A 20,097-nucleotide genomic window follows, 5' to 3' on the forward strand; every position below is an offset into this window, starting at 1 on the left:
TTCAACCCGTCAATATTCGTAAAGCCTCTTCATACTTGGCCCGGGTCTTTTCGATAATCTCCTGCGGCAATTCGGGGGCCGGTGGTTTTTTGTCCCAATGAAGGGATTCGAGATAGTCCCTTAAGAACTGTTTATCGAAACTGGCTTGGGGGCCGCCGGGCTTATACTGATCCTGGGGCCAAAACCGCGAAGAGTCCGGGGTCAAAACCTCATCGATCAAAATGCATTTCCCTTCCAACATACCGAATTCAAATTTGGTATCGGCTATGATAATCCCCTTTTTTTCTCCCAACAGCCTGGCCTTTTCATAAATAGCCAGACTGGTCCGGGCCAGGTAATCGGACAATTCATCCCCCAGAAGTTTTCGGACTTCTTCCATGGGGACATTTTCGTCATGGGTACCGAGTTCCGCTTTGGTGGATGGGGTGAAAATCGGCGTATTCAGGCGGTCCGATTCCTTTAACCCTGCGGGGAGGGTAATACCGCAGATCCCTCCAGTGGTCTGATAGTCCTTCCACCCGGAACCGGAGAGATACCCCCGAACAATGCATTCTACCGGGAGGGGTTTGGTTTTTTTGACTAACATGCTCCGGTCTTTTAATTCGGCTTCATAGGGCCGGCACTCTTTGGGAAAGTCCTTTACCTCAGTAGAAATCAGATGATGGGGGGTAATCGATTCCAGGACCTTGAACCAGAATTTGGATATCTGAGTCAAAATAACCCCCTTCCCCGGTATAGGGTTGGGCATAACGACGTCAAAGGCCGAAATCCGGTCCGTGGCTACGATCAGGAGGTGCTCTCCCAGGTCATAAATATCCCGGACCTTTCCCCGGTTTATCAGTTTCAATCCTTCAAAGTCGGTTTCCAACAATCCACTCTTCGCCATGAATCCTCCTGCTTTCCTTAATTACATCCACAGTACATCGACAATATTTTTAACCCCTTCAAACTCCGGGTCTCCTGTAAGGATAGGGCTGTTCATCTCTCCGGCCAATCCGATACAAAAAGCATCGGCATAGGATACCGGATAATTGGCCTTGATCTCCGAGGCCCTTTCCGCCCTCTTATCATTGACGGATATTATGTTGATGGGAAAGACCCCTTTTCTTAGATCTTCTCGAACCCCCCGTGCAATGGGTTCGCCGACGTATTTAACTAACTTATAGTAGATTTCTCCTTCATTGATTTTACTCAGATATAACCGGATTTCTCCTTTTTCGGCCTTTTCGAGATAGCTAATGATGGTCTTTTTCTCCTTGGGTCTCTTTTTATCGAAAAGGCATAACAGGGCATAGCTGTCAAGGACAAACATCCTCTTTCCTTCTCTCTTTTTTCTTATCTTTGAGAAAGTTATCGATCAGCCCCTCCCCTACCCCGATATAATCCTGCCATTTTTCAGCCTGAAAACGCTTAATGGGTTTTAAGATAATAACTTTGCCTTTCACTTCGATCTCGAATTCATCACCCTTTTGAATATGGATGGCCTGGCGGATCGGCTTGGGAATAACAATTTGTCCTTTTCCACTTACCAAAGTCTTCATAGTCTTACCCGATAAAATAAGTTTGATTAATTATTTTACTGTCTTACTTTATCCTTGTCAATTAGAAATATTTCCAATCAAATCCACCCAATAATATGGGGATCAATGAAACCATCAGACTACTTCCTCTTGATAAAAATTCCTGACTATCCCCTGGGCATCTTCCAAGCCTTTGATCCAGCCCTGTACCCGTTCCCTGCCATAGGCCTTTTCCCAGGCAGCGACGATGACTTCAACCGGGATATCGGCATAAGTTCCAGAAAATTCGGTATATTCCATAAAAAGATGGTTCTCGGAATTATAGGGCTGAAAGACCGAATCCTCCAGACCATTGAATTCCAGAGGGGCCACCTTATGGCGTTCGCACAATTCCTTATTAAAGGCCGGCGTGGCCTTGACCCATTTTCCATTTAAAAAAAAGTCCGTATAGCCATGATAAACGAATAGATCGGACCCCATAAACTCCAGCATTTGTTTAGTGGCCAAGTGATTTCGGACCGTGGCAAAACCGACCCGGGAGGGAATTCCCAAAGAGCGGCCCAGGGCGCAGAGCAAGGAGGCCTTGCAGACACAATACCCCCGGCCGCTTTTAAGGACATTGCTGGCCCGGTAGTGTTCGGGGAGATAAAAGGGACAATAAGGATCATAACGGATATCATCGCGAACGGCATAATAGATCCTTACCGCTTTTTCGAGAAGGTTTTGGCTTTCTCCTGACGCTTCCCGGGCATAAGCTATGATATCAGGGTGATCGCTATCGATAATCGAGGTCGGTTTTAAATAAACTTGCTCTACAAATTCCATGGATTCATTTTACCCTCAGGGAGTACCTTTCGCTCTATTTTTCTTCTTGATTCAGTCAGTTCTATTTAACCTTTTCCCCTCCAAAAAGCAACTTCTTATCCAATCAGTCTGTTATCTCCCCTTTTCTCTTTCTATTTTTCTCCTTGACCCACCTTTCAGCTTTCCTTATATTCTTTTCACCCGTTGATAATTCATCGATTGATGAGGAGAGCCATGGAATCCTTATATTACAAACATTGGCCAAAGGGCGTCCCCCGGTCCTTCACCTTGCCGAGGACCACGCTCACCTACAACCTCGAGGTCTCGGCTACCCGCTACCCGGAGAAAACGGCCATCTCCTATTATGGATCAGGCCTTTCCTACGCCAGACTCAAATCGGAAGCGGACGCCCTGGCCGGGTATCTGCAGCAGCAGTTTGGGGTGAAGAAGGGAGACCGGGTCCTATTGTACATGCAGAACAGCCCCCAGTTCATCATAGCCTACTATGCCGTGCTCCGTGCCGACGCCGTCCTGGTTCCAGCCAATCCCATGAATCTCACCGAGGAAATGAAGCACTATATTGAAGATTCCGGGAGTTCGGTGGCGATCTGCGGGGTCGAGCTTTTCCCCCGCCTGGAGCCGTTGATGGGTCAGGGGAGACTCGAGCAGGTAGTCGTGGCCGATTACGGCGAATATGTCACTGAAGCCACCGATGTCCCGATACCGGATTTTATCCACCCTTCCGCCGTTCCCGAGATGGACCTTCAGGGGGTCACAAGTTGGAAAGAGGTGTTGGCTGCCGACTGCAAGCCCGGCCCCCATCTGGCAGGCCCCGATGATCTGGCGGCCATTTGCTATACCTCCGGCACGACCGGAAAACCAAAGGGCTGTATGCACACCCACAACACACTCATGGCCACAACCTCAATAACCGGCATTTGGCATAACACCTCGTGCGAGGAAGTCTTCCTTGGCGTGGTGCCTTTCTTTCACGTCACCGGTATGCAGGTCCTCATGAACATGCCGATTTCTATCGGCGCCGAGATCGTTGTCATGACAAGGTGGGATCGCGAACTGGCGCTGATCTTGATGGAACGATACCAGGTGACCAACTGGATCAATATCCCGACCATGGTCATCGACCTCTTCGCCAGCCCTAATTTCAAAGGCGATAGCCTGAAAAGCCTGCGACTCATCGGCGGCGGCGGTGCGGCCATGCCCGAGGCGGTAGCCAAGAGGCTCTTTGACCTCACCGGGCTCTCCTATATCGAGGGGTACGGGCTCACCGAGACAGCGGCCCCGACCCACAGCAACCACGACTCCAGACCGAAGCGTCAGTGTCTCGGCATACCGATCTGCAACACCGAATCTCTGATCGTCAATCCCGATACTTTAGAGCCCCTTGGTCCCAACCAGACCGGCGAAATCGTCTCGCGGGGCCCGCAGGTGTTCAAAGGCTACTGGAACAACCCCCAGGCCACCCGGGAATGTTTTGCCGGGATAGGCGGCAAAACGTTCTTCCTCACCGGTGATCTGGGATACTATGACGACGAGGGATACTTTTTCATCGTCGACCGGTTGAAGCGTATGATCAATGCCTCCGGTTTCAAGGTCTGGCCGGCCGAGGTGGAATCCATGATGTTCGCTCATCCCGATATCCAGGAGGCTTGCGTTATCTGTTCCGAGGATGCCCACCGCGGCGAGACCGTCAAAGCGATCGTCGTCCTTAAAGAGACAGCCAAGGGGAAAACCACCGCCCAGGACATCATCCTCTGGTGTAAAGAAAGGATGGCGGCCTACAAATATCCACGCCTTGTTGAATTCGCTGAGGCGCTGCCCAAGTCCGGGTCCGGGAAGGTCCAATGGCGGTTGCTCCAGGAGCAGGAGAAGGCCAGTACTCCGATATCCAAGCAGTGCCAACAAGGGCGCTGCTGAAATATCCTGACTGCCAGTCGAGCCGGAACATCTTCAGATCGCCCCGTTGGCGTTTGGGAAGGGTGATGATTTTAAAAATTCCTTTGGTCAGGACCCAATCGACTGGATCAAACCCCGGGCAACAATCTCTGGTTTGGTAAACAAGGTCTCATGACCGCCTTCGATCTCAATGAGATTGAATGGGCCCAGACTTTGAGCCATCCCCAGATAAGCGCCCGGGGGCAGGGAAACGTCCTCTTTGCAAAACAAGACGGTTTTGGGAATCGTGAGTTGGTTGAATGCGGCAGTGTCCACCTTGGTGGTAAAAAGGGCCAGCGGCTGAGGTGAGAGCATTCGAATCAAGCCATCCTGGACTTCCACGGGTTCACCGGCCATGAGCACATGTCGTACAAAGTCCTCATTCACCGGGACACTCCGGTCAGGTGAGGCCTCAGCCATTTGCGTCATACCCTGGGCTACTTCCGGGGGGACAAGATCGAACTGGGCCATTCCATCGGGCAGGATAAAGGCATTTAAAAAAATAAGGCGTTCAATTTTTTCCTTCACTTTGGGGGCGGCTGCCTGAAGAAGAAAGCCGGCGCTGGAATGACCGACCAGAACCACCGGGCCCGATTGGCGTTCCAGGACGTCCTGAACGGCCCGGACATAGGATTCAAAAGTAATCCGGGATTTATCCTCTCCGGGGTTTTGTCCCGGCAGGGTCGGTGCTTCTGCCCTATGGCCGGCCGCTTCTAATGAGCGAATAACGCCGTCCCAGCACCAGCCTCCATGCCATGCGCCGTGAATCAAAACGAAATGCTTTCCCATACCCTTTCCTCCTTTTGATAGTTTTTGTTTATTCCGGTAATCCGGTTCTATAAACCCCAATCCTTAAAGGATTGATCCTTATTCTGAATTCTGGCTCCTGGATTCTAAACATTACAATAAGTAATGGATCTAATCCCGTCCGAAATCATCTTCGACACGCTCGATATCTTCTTCCCCGAAATACTCCCCGGACTGGACCTCGATGAAGGTCACGTCCCCTGACCCGACATTTTCGATCCGGTGCAGGACCCCTTTGGGAATATCGATGGAATCCCCTTGTGTTAAAGGGAATTGCTCCTCCCCCTTAGTTACCAGGGCATGACCGGAGAGCAGATACCAGTGTTCTTTTCGATACTGATGTCTTTGAAGACTCAGTCGTTTTCCGGGATAAACAACAATTCGTTTGACTTTATGGTCCGATTCATCGGCCAGGACTTGATAAAATCCCCAGGGGCGGTGATCTTCTTCCATGGTAGTTTTCTCCTTTTCTTTTTTTATAACAAAATCAGAGGGCCAGAAAAAGTATTTTCTTATTTTCGTATTAAACCGCCATGCCCCGCCTTTTGGGGCATGGCACCACGAAGTATGACAATAGAACTCGGTAAGCGCTGAGCCCTATTTTCGAACTAAACCCTCATGCCTGCCTGAAGCAGGCACCGACGAATCATGGAAATGGTTTACTCCGAACTCTAAACTCCGAACTTATTTTCGTACTAAGCCCTCCCTCGCGCCTCGTCCTCATCCCTATCGCCTGTTTTCCTGAAAAGCCGCAAGGGCCTCCGCAACAACCCGTTCCGGATTGGTACTATATTTAGGGGAAAAGTGAAAGGGGATTAAACGCTTCACTCCGGCCTTTGCGGCCAATGTCCCTGCCTGCCTGGCGGTAAGATGGTATTTTTCCTGAGCCCTTTTCCCGTCTTCCTCCAAAAAGGCCGTTTCTATAAAAAGAGTGTCGGCCTCGTTTACCAACTGTTCTATGGCCTTTTGGGTTGCGTCGTTTAAAACGGTATCGACGATATAAGCGATCTTTTGGCCCGGGGCAATTTTGATCAATCTTTCCCTCAAGACCCCTAATGGAAATCGATGGGCCTGCCCACTCCCCTTTTCATAGCCCTGGATCGTAAAATCATCCTCTTCCCCTTTCCAGACGGCCTCTTTTAAGACCCGGAGCCAGGGACCTTTCGACAATCCCATCTTATCAAGCTCCGTTTTAATAATATTGAGATGCGATTTTTCCTCAAGGGCGAACCCCAGGCAAGGGATCTTATGATCCAAAAAAGCGGCCCGGACCATGAGCGACATCTCCTCATAAAGACAACCGTTAAAGGGTCTGGTCTCCCGGTCGGTTTCGATTTTAAACCCCGAGGAAGAGCTCAACCGCGCCGAAATAATATGATCCGGATGGACCTCCCCGACTATCAATTCCAGGGGACTGGAATAGGTTTCCACTAAATTCCAGGTATAGGCGGCGATCTTATTTTTTAAATGATCCAGAAAATTCGGAGGGCCGAACAAATGGATCACCTTGTCCCGTCCCAGACAAACCCTCAGGAGGTGGTCAAAGCCGATAAAATGGTCCATGTGAGTATGGGAAATAAAAACATGGGATACTTTTAAAAGCTTACGTGGAGACAAAGACCGGATCTCTCCCAGATCAAACAGGAGGGCTCTTTTGTCGAACTTAAAATCGATGTAAAGGGCCGGATCTCCCAGGGGACCGTTCACCAGATGGGGATGGAATAAGGGGGTCATGGAAATAACTATAAATCATCTCTTCCTTTTTTTCCATACGGAGTTTGGCCGGGGAGAAGGATTAAAAGAGATGCCTTTTGCTTATCTTCTTGGTTGCATTAACGAAGCTAAATAAGTTATAGTTCAGGTTAATCTTGTAAATCCTGTCTCAAAAAAGTATTTAAAATTTCGAAAAGCTAAACAGATCCATTGGATTAGGATAATAATATGAGCCGACCCTATTTTAGAAGGAAAGGCGACACGGCAAATCCGGTTTCGAATTACGTCTTCATCGCCTTCCTGATCGGAGTCCTTTACCTTTTTTATCTGATCATCCGCCCTTTCCTTTCAGACATCTTTATTGCCATCGTCATGGCCATGGTTTTATATCCCTTCTATTCGATGCTTCAAAGGGTTTTCAGGGGAAAGAAAATCTTATCGGCCTTATTGACGATCTTTTTGTTAATCCTGGTCTTTCTTATTCCTTTTTCTTTATTATCCGGGCTGATCACCAGTCAATCCCTAGACTTTTATCAAAAGATCTCCGACGGACTCAAGGACGGGTCCCTGAAAAAAATAATCGATTTAAAGTTGCTCTCTTTCAACCTTCTTTTCGAGCGATGGCAGATAGATTTTCAGTCACTCCGTGTGGAAGAATATGTAGGGAAATTTCTCAAGACCTTTTCGGAATTTATTTATACCGAAATGACCGCCCTGGCCAAAGGCGTGGTCGGCATATTATTTGATCTGATTATCGTGCTGTTTATCACTTTTTTCCTGTTGATCGACGGAGAAAAATTTCTGCGCGAAATAAAGGTATTCAGTCCCCTGGAGGTCACCCATCATGAAAGGATTGTCCTTCAGTTACAACGAACCTTAAAGGCGACCTTAAAGGGCTCTATTATTGTCGCCTTGACCCAGGGGTTATTGGGGGGCATCGGGTTTTGGATTTTCGGCATCCCCTCATCCGCTTTTTGGGGGGTCTGTATGGTTTTCAGTTCCGTCATCCCTTTGGTGGGGACCAGTATCCTTTGGGTTCCGGCAGCCATTTATCTGGCTTTTACCTCTTCCCTCTGGATGGCCATAGGTCTGGCGCTCTGGGGCACCCTTATTATTTCCGGAGCCGATAATGTCCTTCGCCCCCTGCTTCTTAAAGGAGAGGCCAATCTACATCCCCTGCTCACCTTTCTGAGCGTTCTGGGCGGACTCATTTATTTCGGCTTTCTGGGTTTTATTTTGGGACCTATCGTCCTTTCCTTTTTAATGACTATGTTTGAAATCTATAAAAAAGAATTTTTGATAGAGCCGCCGGACTGAAGGGGGTTATAGGCAATGGGCCAGGCTTCCGGCTCGGCGGAGGGCTAAAAGGTTAACACTTTTCCCACTCCTTGTTGGCCTCTCGCCGTTCGCCTCTTGCCCGTATTTTTCATATACTTGGAACTTGCCTCTTGCAACTTGAAACACTATTTTCGAACTAAACCATTATGCCCGTTTGCGCGGACGCCTCGAAAGATGAAAATGGGTTTTTAAAATTCCAAAATCCGAAATCCGAATTCCGAATTTGAAAGGGAGATCCTACGCATGAAACAAAAAATTCCTCTGGGTTTTATTGGCGGCGGCAATATGGCCGAAGCCTTGATTAAAGGCCTTTTGGGCAGCAAAACCATAACGCCGGACGATTGTTCGGTCTGCGATCTGATCGAAGAACGGCTGGCCTATTTACAAAAAGCCTATAAAGTTAAAACGGTCAAAGAGTCCCCTAAAGTTATTGCCTCATCCCGGGCGATTATCCTGGCGGTTAAACCCCAAAACGTGACCCAGGCCTTATCCACCCTTTCCTCTATCTGGTCCCCGGAAAAAATCCTTATCTCCATTTGCGCCGGGGTGCCTACCGCCTTTCTGGGTCAGTTTTTTCCAAAGACCCCGAAAATCATCCGGGTCATGCCCAATACCCCGGCCCTGGTCCTGTCGGGTATCAGTGCCTTATGTAAAAATTCAGTGGCCGTGGAAAAGGACCTGGTCCTGGCAGAATCCATCTTTAAAGCCATAGGAGAAACCGTTCGGGTAGAAGAGGCCCAATTGGATGCCGTCACTGGCCTGTCCGGCAGCGGACCGGCCTATGTCTTCACTATCCTGGAGGGGCTGACTGAGGGCGGGGTAAAAATGGGCCTGGCACGGCCGGTCGCCTTAAAATTGGCAGTCCAGACGGTCTGGGGTTCGACTCAAATGGCCCGTCAGATGGATTGGCCCCTCAGCCAGTTGAAGGAAATGGTCACCTCTCCCGGAGGGACCACCATACATGGTCTCCATGTCCTGGAAAAGGCCGGATTCCACGGCATTTTGATGGATGCCGTAGAGGCCGCCACCCGGAGATCCAAGGAACTCGGTGAAATGCTCCTTAAAAAATGAAAAAGAAGGGTATTAGTTTAGCTTTTTGAAAAACAGCTTTCCCCGCAGAGCCGGAAAGATTGCAATGGTCGATCGGTCCGCTCGACTTTGTCGAGCTTTTGCAGAGGCTCCCGGCCGGGAGCCGATCTGCCGATCTTAATAAGAGACTCCCTATGGTTCTCTCTGCATTCTTCGCGTCTTTGCGGGGAACAAAAACTCTCCTTTCAAAAACCTAAAGTGTTCCGAATGCTTGAAAACGTGGAAGGAGGACAGTTAACAATTTTTCGTCATTTTTTAACCAATTTTTGTCATAAAATTTCTTCAACCAGATCCCCTCTTGGTTTGACCATTCTTAACTATCCAATATTTCTAATTAATTTTTTATTTGGACCATCCTTTCATTTTGGTATCTCTTTTGCATTTATATAAAGTCAAACGAATTATTAAAAAAAATTTAATGAATTTAACAAAGCTAAATGAACAAGGAGGTGGGACAATCGGAGAGAACTTTAACAGGGGAAATTAAGCCGTTAACCATTAACTGTTTTAATTAAATTATTATTAAAGGAGAAAAATCATGTTAAAAAAATTCCATAAAAAGAGAAATCAAAAAGGTTTTACCCTGGTAGAACTCCTGATCGTCATCGCCATCATCGGTATTCTGGCAGCCATTGCCATTCCTCAGTTCAGTTCTTACCGGGTAAGGGGTTATAATACAGCCGCCAAGTCGGATGTTAAAAATGCCTATACTGCCGCCCAGGCCTATTTCTCGGACAGTCCGGCGGGGACAGTAGATACTTCAATTCTTACCGGTTACGGGTACAAAGCCACAACCAACGTAACCCTGTCAGTCGGCACCGGAACCATGGCCGGCTTATCCATGACCGCTGCCCATAGCAACGGAGATACCACTTATACCGTGGATAACCAGGGAGCAATAACACCGTAGCAGAGTCCTGCCCTACAAATCCTCCAACCCATCCCTGGACAGGACCTGGGGTTCTGTCCAGGGATGATTTTTTACGGATGTTCTGAAAGAGGGTTCCCATTTGTTCAATCAAAGTAAATTGGAGTACCCTGAATATGAGTTTATCTTTGATTGGATAAAGATACTCCCCGCTTTTTTCTTAATACTCATAACTTCTTTTACTGCCTATTATCCTGCCCTTCATAATGGATTGGTCTGGGACGATACTTTTATCATTAATTACTATCTTCACCATTTACAATCTTTTGCCAACCTCTTTGATCCTTTTTTCCAGATCTATTCAAGGCCAGTCACCAGCCTGTCCCTGCTTTTGGATTATTCCTTCTGGTATAAGGATCCGGCAGGGTATCACCTTTCCAATCTGATCATTCATGGCGCCACAGGGATGCTTTTTTTTATTATTCTATCCATCCTGAGAATACCTTACCTGCTCTCCCTGAGCGGTGCCCTTTTATTTTTGACCCATCCCATCCATCTGGAAAATGTGGCCTGGATTGCCGGCCGAACCGATATGCTGGCCACCTTTTTCATCCTCCTTTTCTTCCTTTCTTTTTATCTTTGGGCGGAAAAGATGGATCATTCCCTTTTCATCCCCATGATCCTTTTCGGTTGGTTTGCCATCCTTTCCAAAGAAATCGGACTCCTCTGCCCGTTTTTGGTTTTACCTTATTTATGGCTTTTTAAAAAATATCCCCTGATCGGCAAGGGCCTTCTCCTGTGCCTTAGCCTCCTGGTCCCCCCCCTGATCATAAAGGCCTGGGCCTTGAATTCCTATTCACTGAGCGCCAAGATTTCAGGAGTCCTTTGGGATTTTGTCATTCATTTGTTCAGCGCCCTGGGATTCTATGTCATCAAAACCGTTTATCCTTTTCCAATCCAACCCGTTATTCCGGAAGTCCCTGTTTCCTGGTCCTTTTTTTTAACAGGATTTTTTTCTTCTTCTTTTATTATTTATTATTTCATTAGGGGAACCAACCCCTGGGGCAGGTTCGGGGGGACCCTTTTCTTCTTATCCATCCTCATGGCCCTGCCCCCGGTATTTACCAACCTTTCAGCCACCCCTTTAGCCGAACGATATTTATATCTACCTTCCTTGCTCTTCATCGGACTCCTTATCGGCTTTTTTAGTCACTCTGTTTATCCCTATTTAAAAGGCCGCCGGCGGAACTGGATCTATCTCTTCTTTTTCGCCCTGATCTTCTTTAACGGCTGGGTATGTTTTGTCTGGTCTCCCACCTGGAAAAACAATCTGGTTTTCTGGCATCAGGTCAAAAAACAAACCGGCTATTGGATGGTCGACCATCAGTTAGGAGTGGAATATTTAAGAAAAGGGGATCTCGACCGGGCTGAAAGGCATTTGGTCCTGGGTTATATGAACGGGGGCAATCAATATCCCATTCATCAGGCCACCTATTTTGAAAACCGGGGGGTAATTTTTTCCAGAAGAGGCCGTCTGGATTTAGCCGAACCCTATCTCAAAAAATCCGTCCTCCATTCCGCAAATCCTTCCAATCTGAACAACCTGGCCATATTCTATCTGATGCGGTACGCCAGGGATCCCCAAAAGGATAAGGCCTGGCTTGATCTGGCCTATCAAAATTTAAAAAGGGCATACAAGGCCCGACCCTATGATCTTGACATCCTGCTGAATCTGGGGATGGTCTATACCAAATATGGAGACCCCCGGCAGGGTCTCCGGTTTTTCAACCGGGTTTCTGCCCTGGACCCAAGGTCTCCGCAAGGGGCAAAGGCCATGGCCTGGTCCTTGTCCTTGGAAAACATGAGATGATTCTATCCCCTTTTAAATTTTATTTAAAAAATTTACCCTTTTTTTTCCTTTTTTTATTTTACGGATTCATGACATACCCCAGTATTTACTGGGGAGACAGCGGCGAATTTTCCTATATGGCCACCTTCCTGGGCATCCCGCATCCAACCGGATATCCTTTGTATATTCAACTGCTCAGACTTTTTTCCTTTCTCCCCGTCGGATCACCGTATTTCCTCCATAACCTTTTTTCAGCCTTTTTGGCGGTCCTGGCTATAGCCATCCTTTTCAAGATTTGCCTTCAAATTACAGGTCATCAGGCATCTTCCTGGATCGCCACCTTTTATTTCGCCCTGTCTCCTAATTTTTTAGCCAGGGCGGGATTAGCCGAAGTGTATACCTTGCAGGCTTTCATCTGCCTCCTGGTGACCCTGCTCGGGCTATCCCTGATTCGGGATTGGGATATAAGAAAACTGTGGATGATCTCTTTCATCCTGGGTTTGGGAATAAGCCACCACCTGACTACTATCATGTATCTTCCGGCATTTCTTTTGTTGCTGGTTTTTTCTCCTAAGGGAACCAGGAATTTGAAGCTTTTTATGGGCATCGGCTTGTTCGCCTTCATAGGGATCCTGCCTTATTTATTTATTGCTCTCCGCGGCCATCTTCCGTCGGCTTTCTCCTATCCCAATCTATTTGGAATCACCATGTCATCGCCGACAGACTGGTTCTGGTTAATCAGTGGAAAAATATTTCGTGTTGAAATGACTTCTTTCAGTCTGGACCATCTCATAAAAGATTTTGGATTCTTTTTTTATCTACTTTTTCAGGATTATTATTGGCTGGGCGGGGTCTTTGGACTATTGGGATTGGTGAAAGGAGTCAAAAAACAAGCCAGACCCACTTTGTTTATAGGGATTCTCTTTTTGACCCAGACCCTGTTTTTCATCCAATATAAGATCCCGGACATTCATGAATTCTACATCATGTCCTTTGGTCTTTGGGCCCCCTGGTTCGCTATGGGATTAAACGAATCCGGCCAGTATTTCAAAGAATTCATCTCCGTCAACAAAAGATTATCTCCCTTTTTTTCTCGAAGCCTTTACCTGCTTATCGTCATACCGCTTTTGGGGTTGCTCTATTTTCATAAGCCCGTTCCTTTGAACGAAGGGCCGTTGGCGTATGTCCAAAGGGTTCTTTCTTACCCGCAAGAAAATTTTTCTCTTTTTACCACCTATACCGGAAGAGATATTTTCCGTTTGTATCAATCCCTGACCGGCGCCAGGCCGGATGTGACCATCATCGATTATGGATTAAATCTCTTAAAGGAACGCTCCCGGTTGATGGACTTACATAAAAACAAGGATTCGATTTTTTTCCAAAGGCTTCACCTAAACGATACCACCCTCATGGAAGAACTCTTGATCTCGGAACTCAAGAAAAAACCGGTCTTTTTCAGCAGGTATGAGTGGTTTCTCGGAGACAAATTTTTCCAGAAGAAAATATTTGAATCTTTCTATTCCGTCACACTGAAACCGCCTACGTCCCCCATTGGAAAACTACCCGATTCGGCGATAAAATCCGATTTGTCTTTCGGCTCTTCCCTTAAATTGTTAGGCTTTAACATCGAACCCGCTCCCCTGGTTGAGGGTGAACGCTTTAGTCTGAGTTTATATTGGCAAAAAATTGGGCAAGTGCCTCATCCGGTCACCGCCCTGGTCTTACTCAAAATCAAAACGAAAGAAAACGTCCTTACCCCCCTGGATCATTTTTTTGTTGAACTGACCCTGGGATACGGATGGGATTCCCCGGAAAGCTGGGAGGCGAAGGGCATTATGGCAGAAACCTATCATCTAAACGTTCCAACGTTGTATCCCGGCGAATATACTATTTCGTTGGCCCTTTTTAATAAAAAAATATTCAATGAAATCCCTTTTGAGAAGATACCTAAATCTTTCAGTCTTATAGGAGAAACCCAAATTGTCAGCAACCCCAAACTCTCTCACTATTGGGACAAAAATTAAAAACCTCTTAACAAATGGCTTTTTAGTCATCATGACCGGGATTTTAATGGTCTTCGGAATTACCTACTGGCAGGCTTCGACCAACTTCTCGGAAGGCGAGCGCTATCTGAAAGAAAAAGAGTATGCAAAGGCCGTTCTGGCCTTTGAACAGACCCTATTAAATTATTATCCGGGGTCCTCCTACCAGGAACGGGCGGTTAAATCTTTATTTCTTATCGGAGGGTCGGCTTCGGGGCAGCAAAATGTTCCACTGGCCTTGCAAGCCTATCAGTCCGTCATTTTTGCCAAGACAAGTCTCCTGGTTTACCGGAACCTGTCTCAGGAAGATGCTCAAAGAGCCTTAGAAAAAATAAAAAAAATCAATCCCAAATGGACTGGTTCGACGATCCCGGAAATTTTTCCCACCCGGTTTTGGTCCTTGATTTTGGGAGTGGCCCTTCTATTTTGGATTATATCCATTTTTATCTTAATAAGAATTGGATTTGACCAGACAGGAAAAATCCGGATTCCTTATGCCTTTTACCCCCTGGGCTCATTTGTGGTGGGGGTATTTGTTTGGGTTTTGGCCCTGCTCAAGTTGTAGGTACTTCGTAAGTCAGCACCGACAAGAGTTTATCGATCCGCCCCTTTGCTTTTGTGGCCTTAACAAGGCAGGACGAAGAATAAAAACGGTTAAGCCTTATCCAGGCTCCAAAAAACGCAGGTGCCCGATACTGAATTTCCCGTCCCCTTTCAAGGGAACGATTTTTATTCTATCGACTCCCCCGGAAATAAAGGCTTCAGGAGGAACAGAAATCCGATGAATGGCTAAACCGCCCTTCCGAACAGGAGGCGCAGGAACCATTTGGCGGGCTAATTCCTTTCCTTCTTGAAAAAAAATGAGCAGATAATCATCGTTATTATCCAAACTGATTTCCAAACCTTCGGCTTCATAGGGCCTTTCCAGGTCAACCAGAAGACCTCTATGGGAAATCATAATATTCCCGGCCTGATTCCAAGGGGTCCCCGCTCTTTTGGGCAACTGGATTTCCGAAAGGGGAACTTGAAGGCGAAAGGGGAACCGGTAATAGTTTAAATCCACCAGATGATTATATTGCCCGGTGTTGAACATCCAGATCTCTTTAAGCCTTCTCCAATTGAAAAGGTCCCCGCGAGTCAACCAATAGAGCTTCACATAAAAATCGGCCAGGTTCCGGTCTTTAATCTGGTTCTTCCCTGTTTTAACGGTTTCTAAATAACCGTCGGGTATCATCCTTTCAAAATGTCCGATACGCCAGAAGGGATTGTCAATAGGGGGCAAATGGGCTAGCAGAGGATCGGACAGGGCCATGGCATCAATGATATGCACTCCGGGTCCGGCATAAAATCCTAACAACCCGGCATAGCCGCCGCCCATGGTCCCCCATAAAATCACTGAATGTCCCTTGCCCCGAATTTCCTTTCCCTTGTCGGCTATAAAGTGATGGGGTTTATCCTTAAACCGCTTTTCATTAAAAAGACCGGTATGGGGAAAATAAAAAGCTCTTTCATCGGCAATGCCACGTTCGTCTATCAACCCCACCCGTTTCATTCCATAATGGGTGCCGCTGTAGACCGGGGAATAGGGCGAACTCAGCCCGATCAAGACAACCAGAATCACCATGGAGGCCTCTTTCCAGGAAAAAGACCTGAAGGAGAACCGGCCCAAAAGGATCACCGCCGACAATAAGGGAGCGGTCAGAAACCGGCCGCTCATAAAATCCCCTCCGATGGAAACCAAATAGGCCAGGTATAGGGCGATCCCGATAACAAGGGGAAGATGGCTTCGATCATCCGTAAAAATATAAATAACCATAGCCCCGAATATGGTTATTAAGGTCAAGGGGTCCAGGGAAAATGAATTCAAAAGATAATACAATCCCTGTCTGGCCAGTTCATATTGAGGAAGGCCTGTATTCAACTTGGCATAAGCCGTGTTGGGAAAAGGAAATCCGTAATAGAAAAGGGAAAAAACCTCCCAGAAAAAAAAAGGGAGAAGCCCTAGTAAAATCATCGGCCAGGCAAGACTCTTCTTCACTTTCAAAAAGAAATGGATAAGGGACGGCAGGAAAATCAGAAAAAGATCCAGCCGGTTTATCATTCCAAAAGATGCCGTCAAGGTAACCCAGAAAAGGTTTTTAGGTTTGGCTGGAGAAGAAAGACCGATCAGAAAAAAAAGAACTAATAATAGATGGCTCAAGGGGTTCTCTAACCCCGAGGTCGAATAATCGACATAGGCCTTTGACAGGATCAAAACGATCAGGCCCAGGAAAGCCTGAAAAGGGGTTTTGGCTAACCAGAAAACAAACAGGAGAAGGGTTGCCAGGGAAATCAGAACAGAAAAAAAGATACTGGTATAATAGACTTCCCGGGTAAAAAGATTCAAAGAAGCCATCGAGAACATCCATAAGGGGTGGGTATAGGCCTGGACCCGTTCCCCAATGTTCCAGGTAATCCCGTATCCATTTACAAAATTATCCACTGTTCTAAATGTAATATAAGCATCGTCGGAGATCCAGGCATTCCTGAGGACAACGCTAACAAAAGACAGGATAAAAAAAGTCAAAAATAATTTTTCAGTATTTTTCAAGGAAAGCATTGATAGGTTTCCGAAATGTTCACCGGGACATCAATTTTTCCAGGTGTTCTTTGGCTTTAAAATTTTTGGGATTCAAAACGACCGCCTTTTCAAGGTAAAATGCGGCCTTTTCTTTTTCCCCCTTTAAGGCATGGATCAGTCCCAAATTCATATACCCCTGGTCTACCGCCGGTGATAGCTGGATTACTTTTAGAAAACTCTTTTTACTGCTTGAAAGGTCATTTAACATCGCATAGGCCTTGCCCATCTGATTATAGGCCGGGGCAAAATTGGGGGCCAGGGCAACGGCCCTTTTATATTCTTCAATGGCTTTTTGATATTCCCCTTTCTTAAAAAAAACATTCCCGCCCAAATTATAATGGAACCGTGTGGCCTGTTGCCAGCGGTCCAGGGCGGCGACTTCGTCTCTTAAAGAAAAGACCGAAAGAATAAACAGCAGGACAGTCGGTACGGCTATTAAAAAAAACGGTTTACCTTGTTTCCGTTTCAATCGGTCGTATAGAGATAAAATGGTGTAGGCGGCGAAAAGGCAAAGAAAGGGTACGGCCGGCAACCGGTAACGGGAAGCATTAAAAAAGATGACGACGGTCAGGAGATAAACCGCAATCATCAGAAAAGGCAGATAGGTCTGCTTGAGGTTTTTCCGGCTCAAAAACATCCCAACGACCCCCAAGGCGGCGATCAATCCGAAAGGAACCAGAGGCCAGGCCCGGATGGTTTGATAATAGGCATAGTTGGTATCCAAATCGTGGACCTCATAATTCAGCCAGAACAATACAAATTTTTTTGCCAGTAACTTAAAGGCCGAATAGGGATGGGACCGGATATGATCCAAAGTCCGGAAGACCCAGAACCGGGAACTTTCCGATGGGCTGAGGTTGCGATGGGTCAGGCCCCTGGCAGTGCTACGAAACAGGGTATGGGCAAAATCCGGTTCGCCGCCGGTTTCTTCAATGAATCCCTGATCGGGTAAGTCGGCCCTCTCCATTCCTGTGGCCCCCGGGCCGTTTCCATGGAAAAAGACTTTGCCCATATCGGCGGTAACTAAAACAGGATCATGAAATTGGATATAATTTCTCAAAGTGACGGGCAGGATCAGCAAGGAAACCCCCAAGGTAAACAGGAGGGCATAACGGATTTTTTTCCCGCCAGGGGAGGTCCAAAAAATCCAGAAAATAACCCCGGGCCAGATAAGCAAGGCGTTGGCCTTGGTGATGACCGACAGGCCGAGAATCAGGCCCGGCCAAAGCCAAATCAATGCGGAATGGGTGTTTAAACTTCTTTCCCCTGTCCACAGCACGGTCAATAGAAAGAGGGAATTCAATAGAAGGACAAAAGAATCGGGTTCCAGGGTCAGTTCGAAAAGCGTCAGATTTCCATAGAGCATCAAAATGACGGCGGCTGTCAGACCTACGGCCCGGTTAAAAATCTTTTCTCCGATCAGAAAAATCAGGATGCCATTGAAGCTCCCGGCCAGAAGCTGGAAAACGGTCATGGCCTCCCAGTTGGAACCATAGATCTTTTGGAGGAAAACCATCCCATAAAGATAAAGGGGGCTCAAATCCAGGAGCCGTTCCCCGATATCCATCCCTTTATTCAATTGGTCGGCGAAAAAAGGATATTTGAAAAAAACAACCGGGTCGGAGACGGTAAAAAAAATGAAGAGCTTGAGGGCAATAGCCGCGGAGAAGAGGAGCAAAAGGTCGATATATCTGTTTCCGGACAAGAAGGATTTTCCTTCCTGTTTTGACCGGTCATCCCCCCAACACCTCATGGGTTATGGATTCTCCTTTTTGAGGTAGGCCAGTAAGAGTGGTGTCGCCGTGGCCAGAGATTCACACACCCAATCCGGTCTGATCCTGGTTTTTCCGGTCAGGATTTTTTTTAAAGATTCCTCCCCTTGTCCGGTCTGAACCAGGAGGGTGCGGCACCCGGCCCGGTTTCCGGCCTGCATGTCCTTCAGGGTGTCTCCGATAAAAACACTGTTCTTTAGATCGATATCCAACTCCCGGGCGGCTCTTTTTAACAAACCTATCCTGGGCTTTCGGCACGAGCAGTGAGCATCCGGATGATGGGGACAATAATAAATTTTTAAAATATTACCACCGGCCCTTTTAACGCCTTTGAGCATACGATCATGAATGCCCGACAACTCGGCCTCGGTAACCATTCCCCGTCCGATGATCGATTGGTTGGTAATCACCACCACCGGCACACCGGCTTGATGTATTTCCTTCAAGGCCTTGCGGACACCTTTAATAAACCGGAATTCCTCCCAGGATTTGACATAATCCTCCTGATCTTCGTTTATGACCCCATCCCGGTCCAAAAAAATTGCGCTACGCAAGAATTCCTCCCCGACCCATGAAAAAATTTTATAGTTCTCTCAATTCTGACAATCTCGTAAAAAGTCCATTCTGCCATCACCGAACGAATAAAAGAGATTATTTTACTATATCCTTGAAAGGGAATCCAGACTATAGTAAAAAATAATCTATTCTGATGCACCACGAAGCATGAAAATAGATCAGTCAAAGGCTTATTTAGGCACGGGTCAGGCATAAAGCCTGACAAACGGATTACACGGTTAAACCATTTCATTTCTCAAGAAAAGGGAGATCCCTTTTCTTGAGACCCGCTTCCACCGAAGGCGGATGTTGGTCATCCCTCAATCCAGACTTAACGGGATCGAGGGATACCCCATAGCTTTAACCGTGTAATCCGTGAAATCCGTGCCAAAAATCTATTTTCGAACTAACCCCTCACAGGAGAATCATGATGGATTTTTTTGATTTGATAAAGGAAAGAAAAAGCTGCCGGGTCTTTTCGCCTGATCCGGTTCCCAGGGAATTAATCCAGGAGATCCTGTTTTGGGCCGGGAAGGCCCCTTCGGCCATTAATGTTCAGCCATGGGAATTTGTAGTGGTGACCGGGAAGGAAAAACAACGCCTGGTGGAAAGGCTTTTAAAAACCCATAAGGAACGCAATGTCTCTTGTGGACCGGGCACCTCGCGTCCCCTTCCGGAGCCCTGGATCGGGAGGCAACGGGAACTTTTCGCCGGCATGAAATCTCCGGCCCTGGAAAGTCATCTTGATCTGACCACCTTTATCCCCGAGGGGAGTTGCCGCTTCTACGATGCCCCCGTGGCCATCCTGGTCTGTCTGGACCATCTGTTTCCTTCCTCCCGCCAGCTCTGCCTGGGGATGGCTCTGGGGTATCTCCTGCTGGCCGCTCAATCAAAAGGACTGGCCACCTGCCCTATTGGATTGATCCTGGCTTATGAAGAAGAAATCAAGGAGCACTTAAATATTCCCGAGGAAAAAGAGGTGGTTCTGGGACTGGCCCTGGGCTATCCGGATCTTTCGGCGGCCATCAACCGGTTTAAATCCAACCGGGAAGATATCCATTCCATGACCCGCTGGATCAGTTGATTTCCATCAGGAAATCCCAGGTTTCCGGATGGAGCGCCTATCCGTCAGCATAACCCGGGTTTTTCAATGGTCTTTCCTGATGG

At 47.2% G+C, this 20,097-nt stretch carries 18 protein-coding genes; 8 read left to right on the forward strand and 10 right to left on the reverse strand.

What is annotated here, in order from left to right:
• Position 1 precedes the first annotated feature (1 nt).
• The 4 genes from HY879_12915 to HY879_12930 form a co-directional block, all read right to left on the reverse strand.
• The gene (locus HY879_12915) at positions 2-886 is read right to left on the reverse strand and encodes a phosphoribosylaminoimidazolesuccinocarboxamide synthase (protein ID MBI5604245.1); all 885 of its coding nucleotides are present in this window, start codon (positions 884-886) and stop codon (positions 2-4) included.
• 21 nt (positions 887-907) lie between these two features.
• Entirely contained in the window at positions 908-1,312 is a 405-nt protein-coding gene (locus HY879_12920) for a type II toxin-antitoxin system VapC family toxin (GenBank protein MBI5604246.1), read from the reverse strand.
• On the reverse strand, positions 1,299-1,541 hold the full coding sequence (locus HY879_12925) for an AbrB/MazE/SpoVT family DNA-binding domain-containing protein (GenBank protein MBI5604247.1): 243 nt from the start codon (positions 1,539-1,541) through the stop codon (positions 1,299-1,301). The genes HY879_12920 and HY879_12925 overlap by 14 nt, the downstream gene beginning before the upstream one ends.
• A 114-nt stretch (positions 1,542-1,655) precedes the next feature.
• Complete coding sequence (locus HY879_12930) at positions 1,656-2,345, reverse strand: transglutaminase domain-containing protein (protein ID MBI5604248.1); 690 nt, start codon at positions 2,343-2,345, stop codon at positions 1,656-1,658.
• Positions 2,346-2,558: 213 nt separating this feature from the next.
• Here HY879_12930 and HY879_12935 point away from each other — a divergent pair, with 213 nt between their 5' ends.
• The gene (locus HY879_12935) at positions 2,559-4,259 is read left to right on the forward strand and encodes a long-chain fatty acid--CoA ligase (protein ID MBI5604249.1); all 1,701 of its coding nucleotides are present in this window, start codon (positions 2,559-2,561) and stop codon (positions 4,257-4,259) included.
• An 87-nt stretch (positions 4,260-4,346) separates the two neighbouring features.
• Here HY879_12935 and HY879_12940 read toward each other — a convergent pair whose 3' ends face one another.
• From HY879_12940 to HY879_12950, 3 genes are all read right to left on the reverse strand, one after another.
• Positions 4,347-5,066, reverse strand: a complete 720-nt coding sequence (locus HY879_12940) for an alpha/beta fold hydrolase (protein MBI5604250.1) — start codon at positions 5,064-5,066, stop codon at positions 4,347-4,349.
• Between the two features lie 129 nt (positions 5,067-5,195).
• A complete protein-coding gene (locus HY879_12945) occupies positions 5,196-5,537 on the reverse strand; it encodes a phosphomannose isomerase type II C-terminal cupin domain (GenBank protein ID MBI5604251.1) in 342 nt (113 codons plus the stop codon).
• Between the two features lie 273 nt (positions 5,538-5,810).
• The gene (locus tag HY879_12950) at positions 5,811-6,818 is read right to left on the reverse strand and encodes a ribonuclease Z (GenBank protein MBI5604252.1); all 1,008 of its coding nucleotides are present in this window, start codon (positions 6,816-6,818) and stop codon (positions 5,811-5,813) included.
• A gap of 207 nt (positions 6,819-7,025) precedes the next feature.
• On the opposite strand from HY879_12950, the gene HY879_12955 reads away from it, so the two are divergent.
• The 6 genes from HY879_12955 to HY879_12980 all read left to right on the forward strand — a co-directional run bounded on the left by HY879_12955 (position 7,026) and on the right by HY879_12980 (position 14,548).
• Complete coding sequence (locus tag HY879_12955) at positions 7,026-8,114, forward strand: AI-2E family transporter (protein MBI5604253.1); 1,089 nt, start codon at positions 7,026-7,028, stop codon at positions 8,112-8,114.
• A 264-nt stretch (positions 8,115-8,378) separates the two neighbouring features.
• On the forward strand, positions 8,379-9,206 hold the full coding sequence (gene proC / locus HY879_12960) for a pyrroline-5-carboxylate reductase (GenBank protein ID MBI5604254.1): 828 nt from the start codon (positions 8,379-8,381) through the stop codon (positions 9,204-9,206).
• Between the two features lie 556 nt (positions 9,207-9,762).
• Positions 9,763-10,134, forward strand: coding sequence for a prepilin-type N-terminal cleavage/methylation domain-containing protein (locus HY879_12965; GenBank protein MBI5604255.1), 372 nt, complete (start codon positions 9,763-9,765; stop codon positions 10,132-10,134).
• 100 nt (positions 10,135-10,234) lie between these two features.
• Positions 10,235-11,962, forward strand: coding sequence for a hypothetical protein (locus HY879_12970; GenBank protein ID MBI5604256.1), 1,728 nt, complete (start codon positions 10,235-10,237; stop codon positions 11,960-11,962).
• A gap of 68 nt (positions 11,963-12,030) precedes the next feature.
• On the forward strand, positions 12,031-13,965 hold the full coding sequence (locus HY879_12975; protein ID MBI5604257.1) for a DUF2723 domain-containing protein: 1,935 nt from the start codon (positions 12,031-12,033) through the stop codon (positions 13,963-13,965).
• 31 nt (positions 13,966-13,996) lie between these two features.
• Positions 13,997-14,548 (forward strand): hypothetical protein, encoded by a 552-nt coding sequence (locus HY879_12980; protein MBI5604258.1) that lies wholly within the window; start codon positions 13,997-13,999, stop codon positions 14,546-14,548.
• A gap of 96 nt (positions 14,549-14,644) precedes the next feature.
• Here HY879_12980 and HY879_12985 read toward each other — a convergent pair whose 3' ends face one another.
• The 3 genes from HY879_12985 to gmhB are packed head-to-tail and all read right to left on the reverse strand — an operon-like array spanning position 14,645 to position 18,929.
• On the reverse strand, positions 14,645-16,582 hold the full coding sequence (locus HY879_12985; GenBank protein MBI5604259.1) for a hypothetical protein: 1,938 nt from the start codon (positions 16,580-16,582) through the stop codon (positions 14,645-14,647).
• 19 nt (positions 16,583-16,601) lie between these two features.
• Positions 16,602-18,308, reverse strand: a complete 1,707-nt coding sequence (locus HY879_12990; protein MBI5604260.1) for a tetratricopeptide repeat protein — start codon at positions 18,306-18,308, stop codon at positions 16,602-16,604.
• Between the two features lie 51 nt (positions 18,309-18,359).
• Positions 18,360-18,929, reverse strand: a complete 570-nt coding sequence (gene gmhB / locus HY879_12995; GenBank protein MBI5604261.1) for a D-glycero-beta-D-manno-heptose 1,7-bisphosphate 7-phosphatase — start codon at positions 18,927-18,929, stop codon at positions 18,360-18,362.
• A 431-nt stretch (positions 18,930-19,360) separates the two neighbouring features.
• Between gmhB and HY879_13000 the strand changes: the two genes are divergently transcribed.
• On the forward strand, positions 19,361-20,014 hold the full coding sequence (locus tag HY879_13000; GenBank protein MBI5604262.1) for a nitroreductase: 654 nt from the start codon (positions 19,361-19,363) through the stop codon (positions 20,012-20,014).
• Positions 20,015-20,097 lie beyond the last annotated feature (83 nt).

The sequence above is a fragment of the Deltaproteobacteria bacterium genome (genome assembly GCA_016219225.1).
Lineage (GTDB): Bacteria > Desulfobacterota > RBG-13-43-22 > RBG-13-43-22 > RBG-13-43-22 > RBG-13-43-22.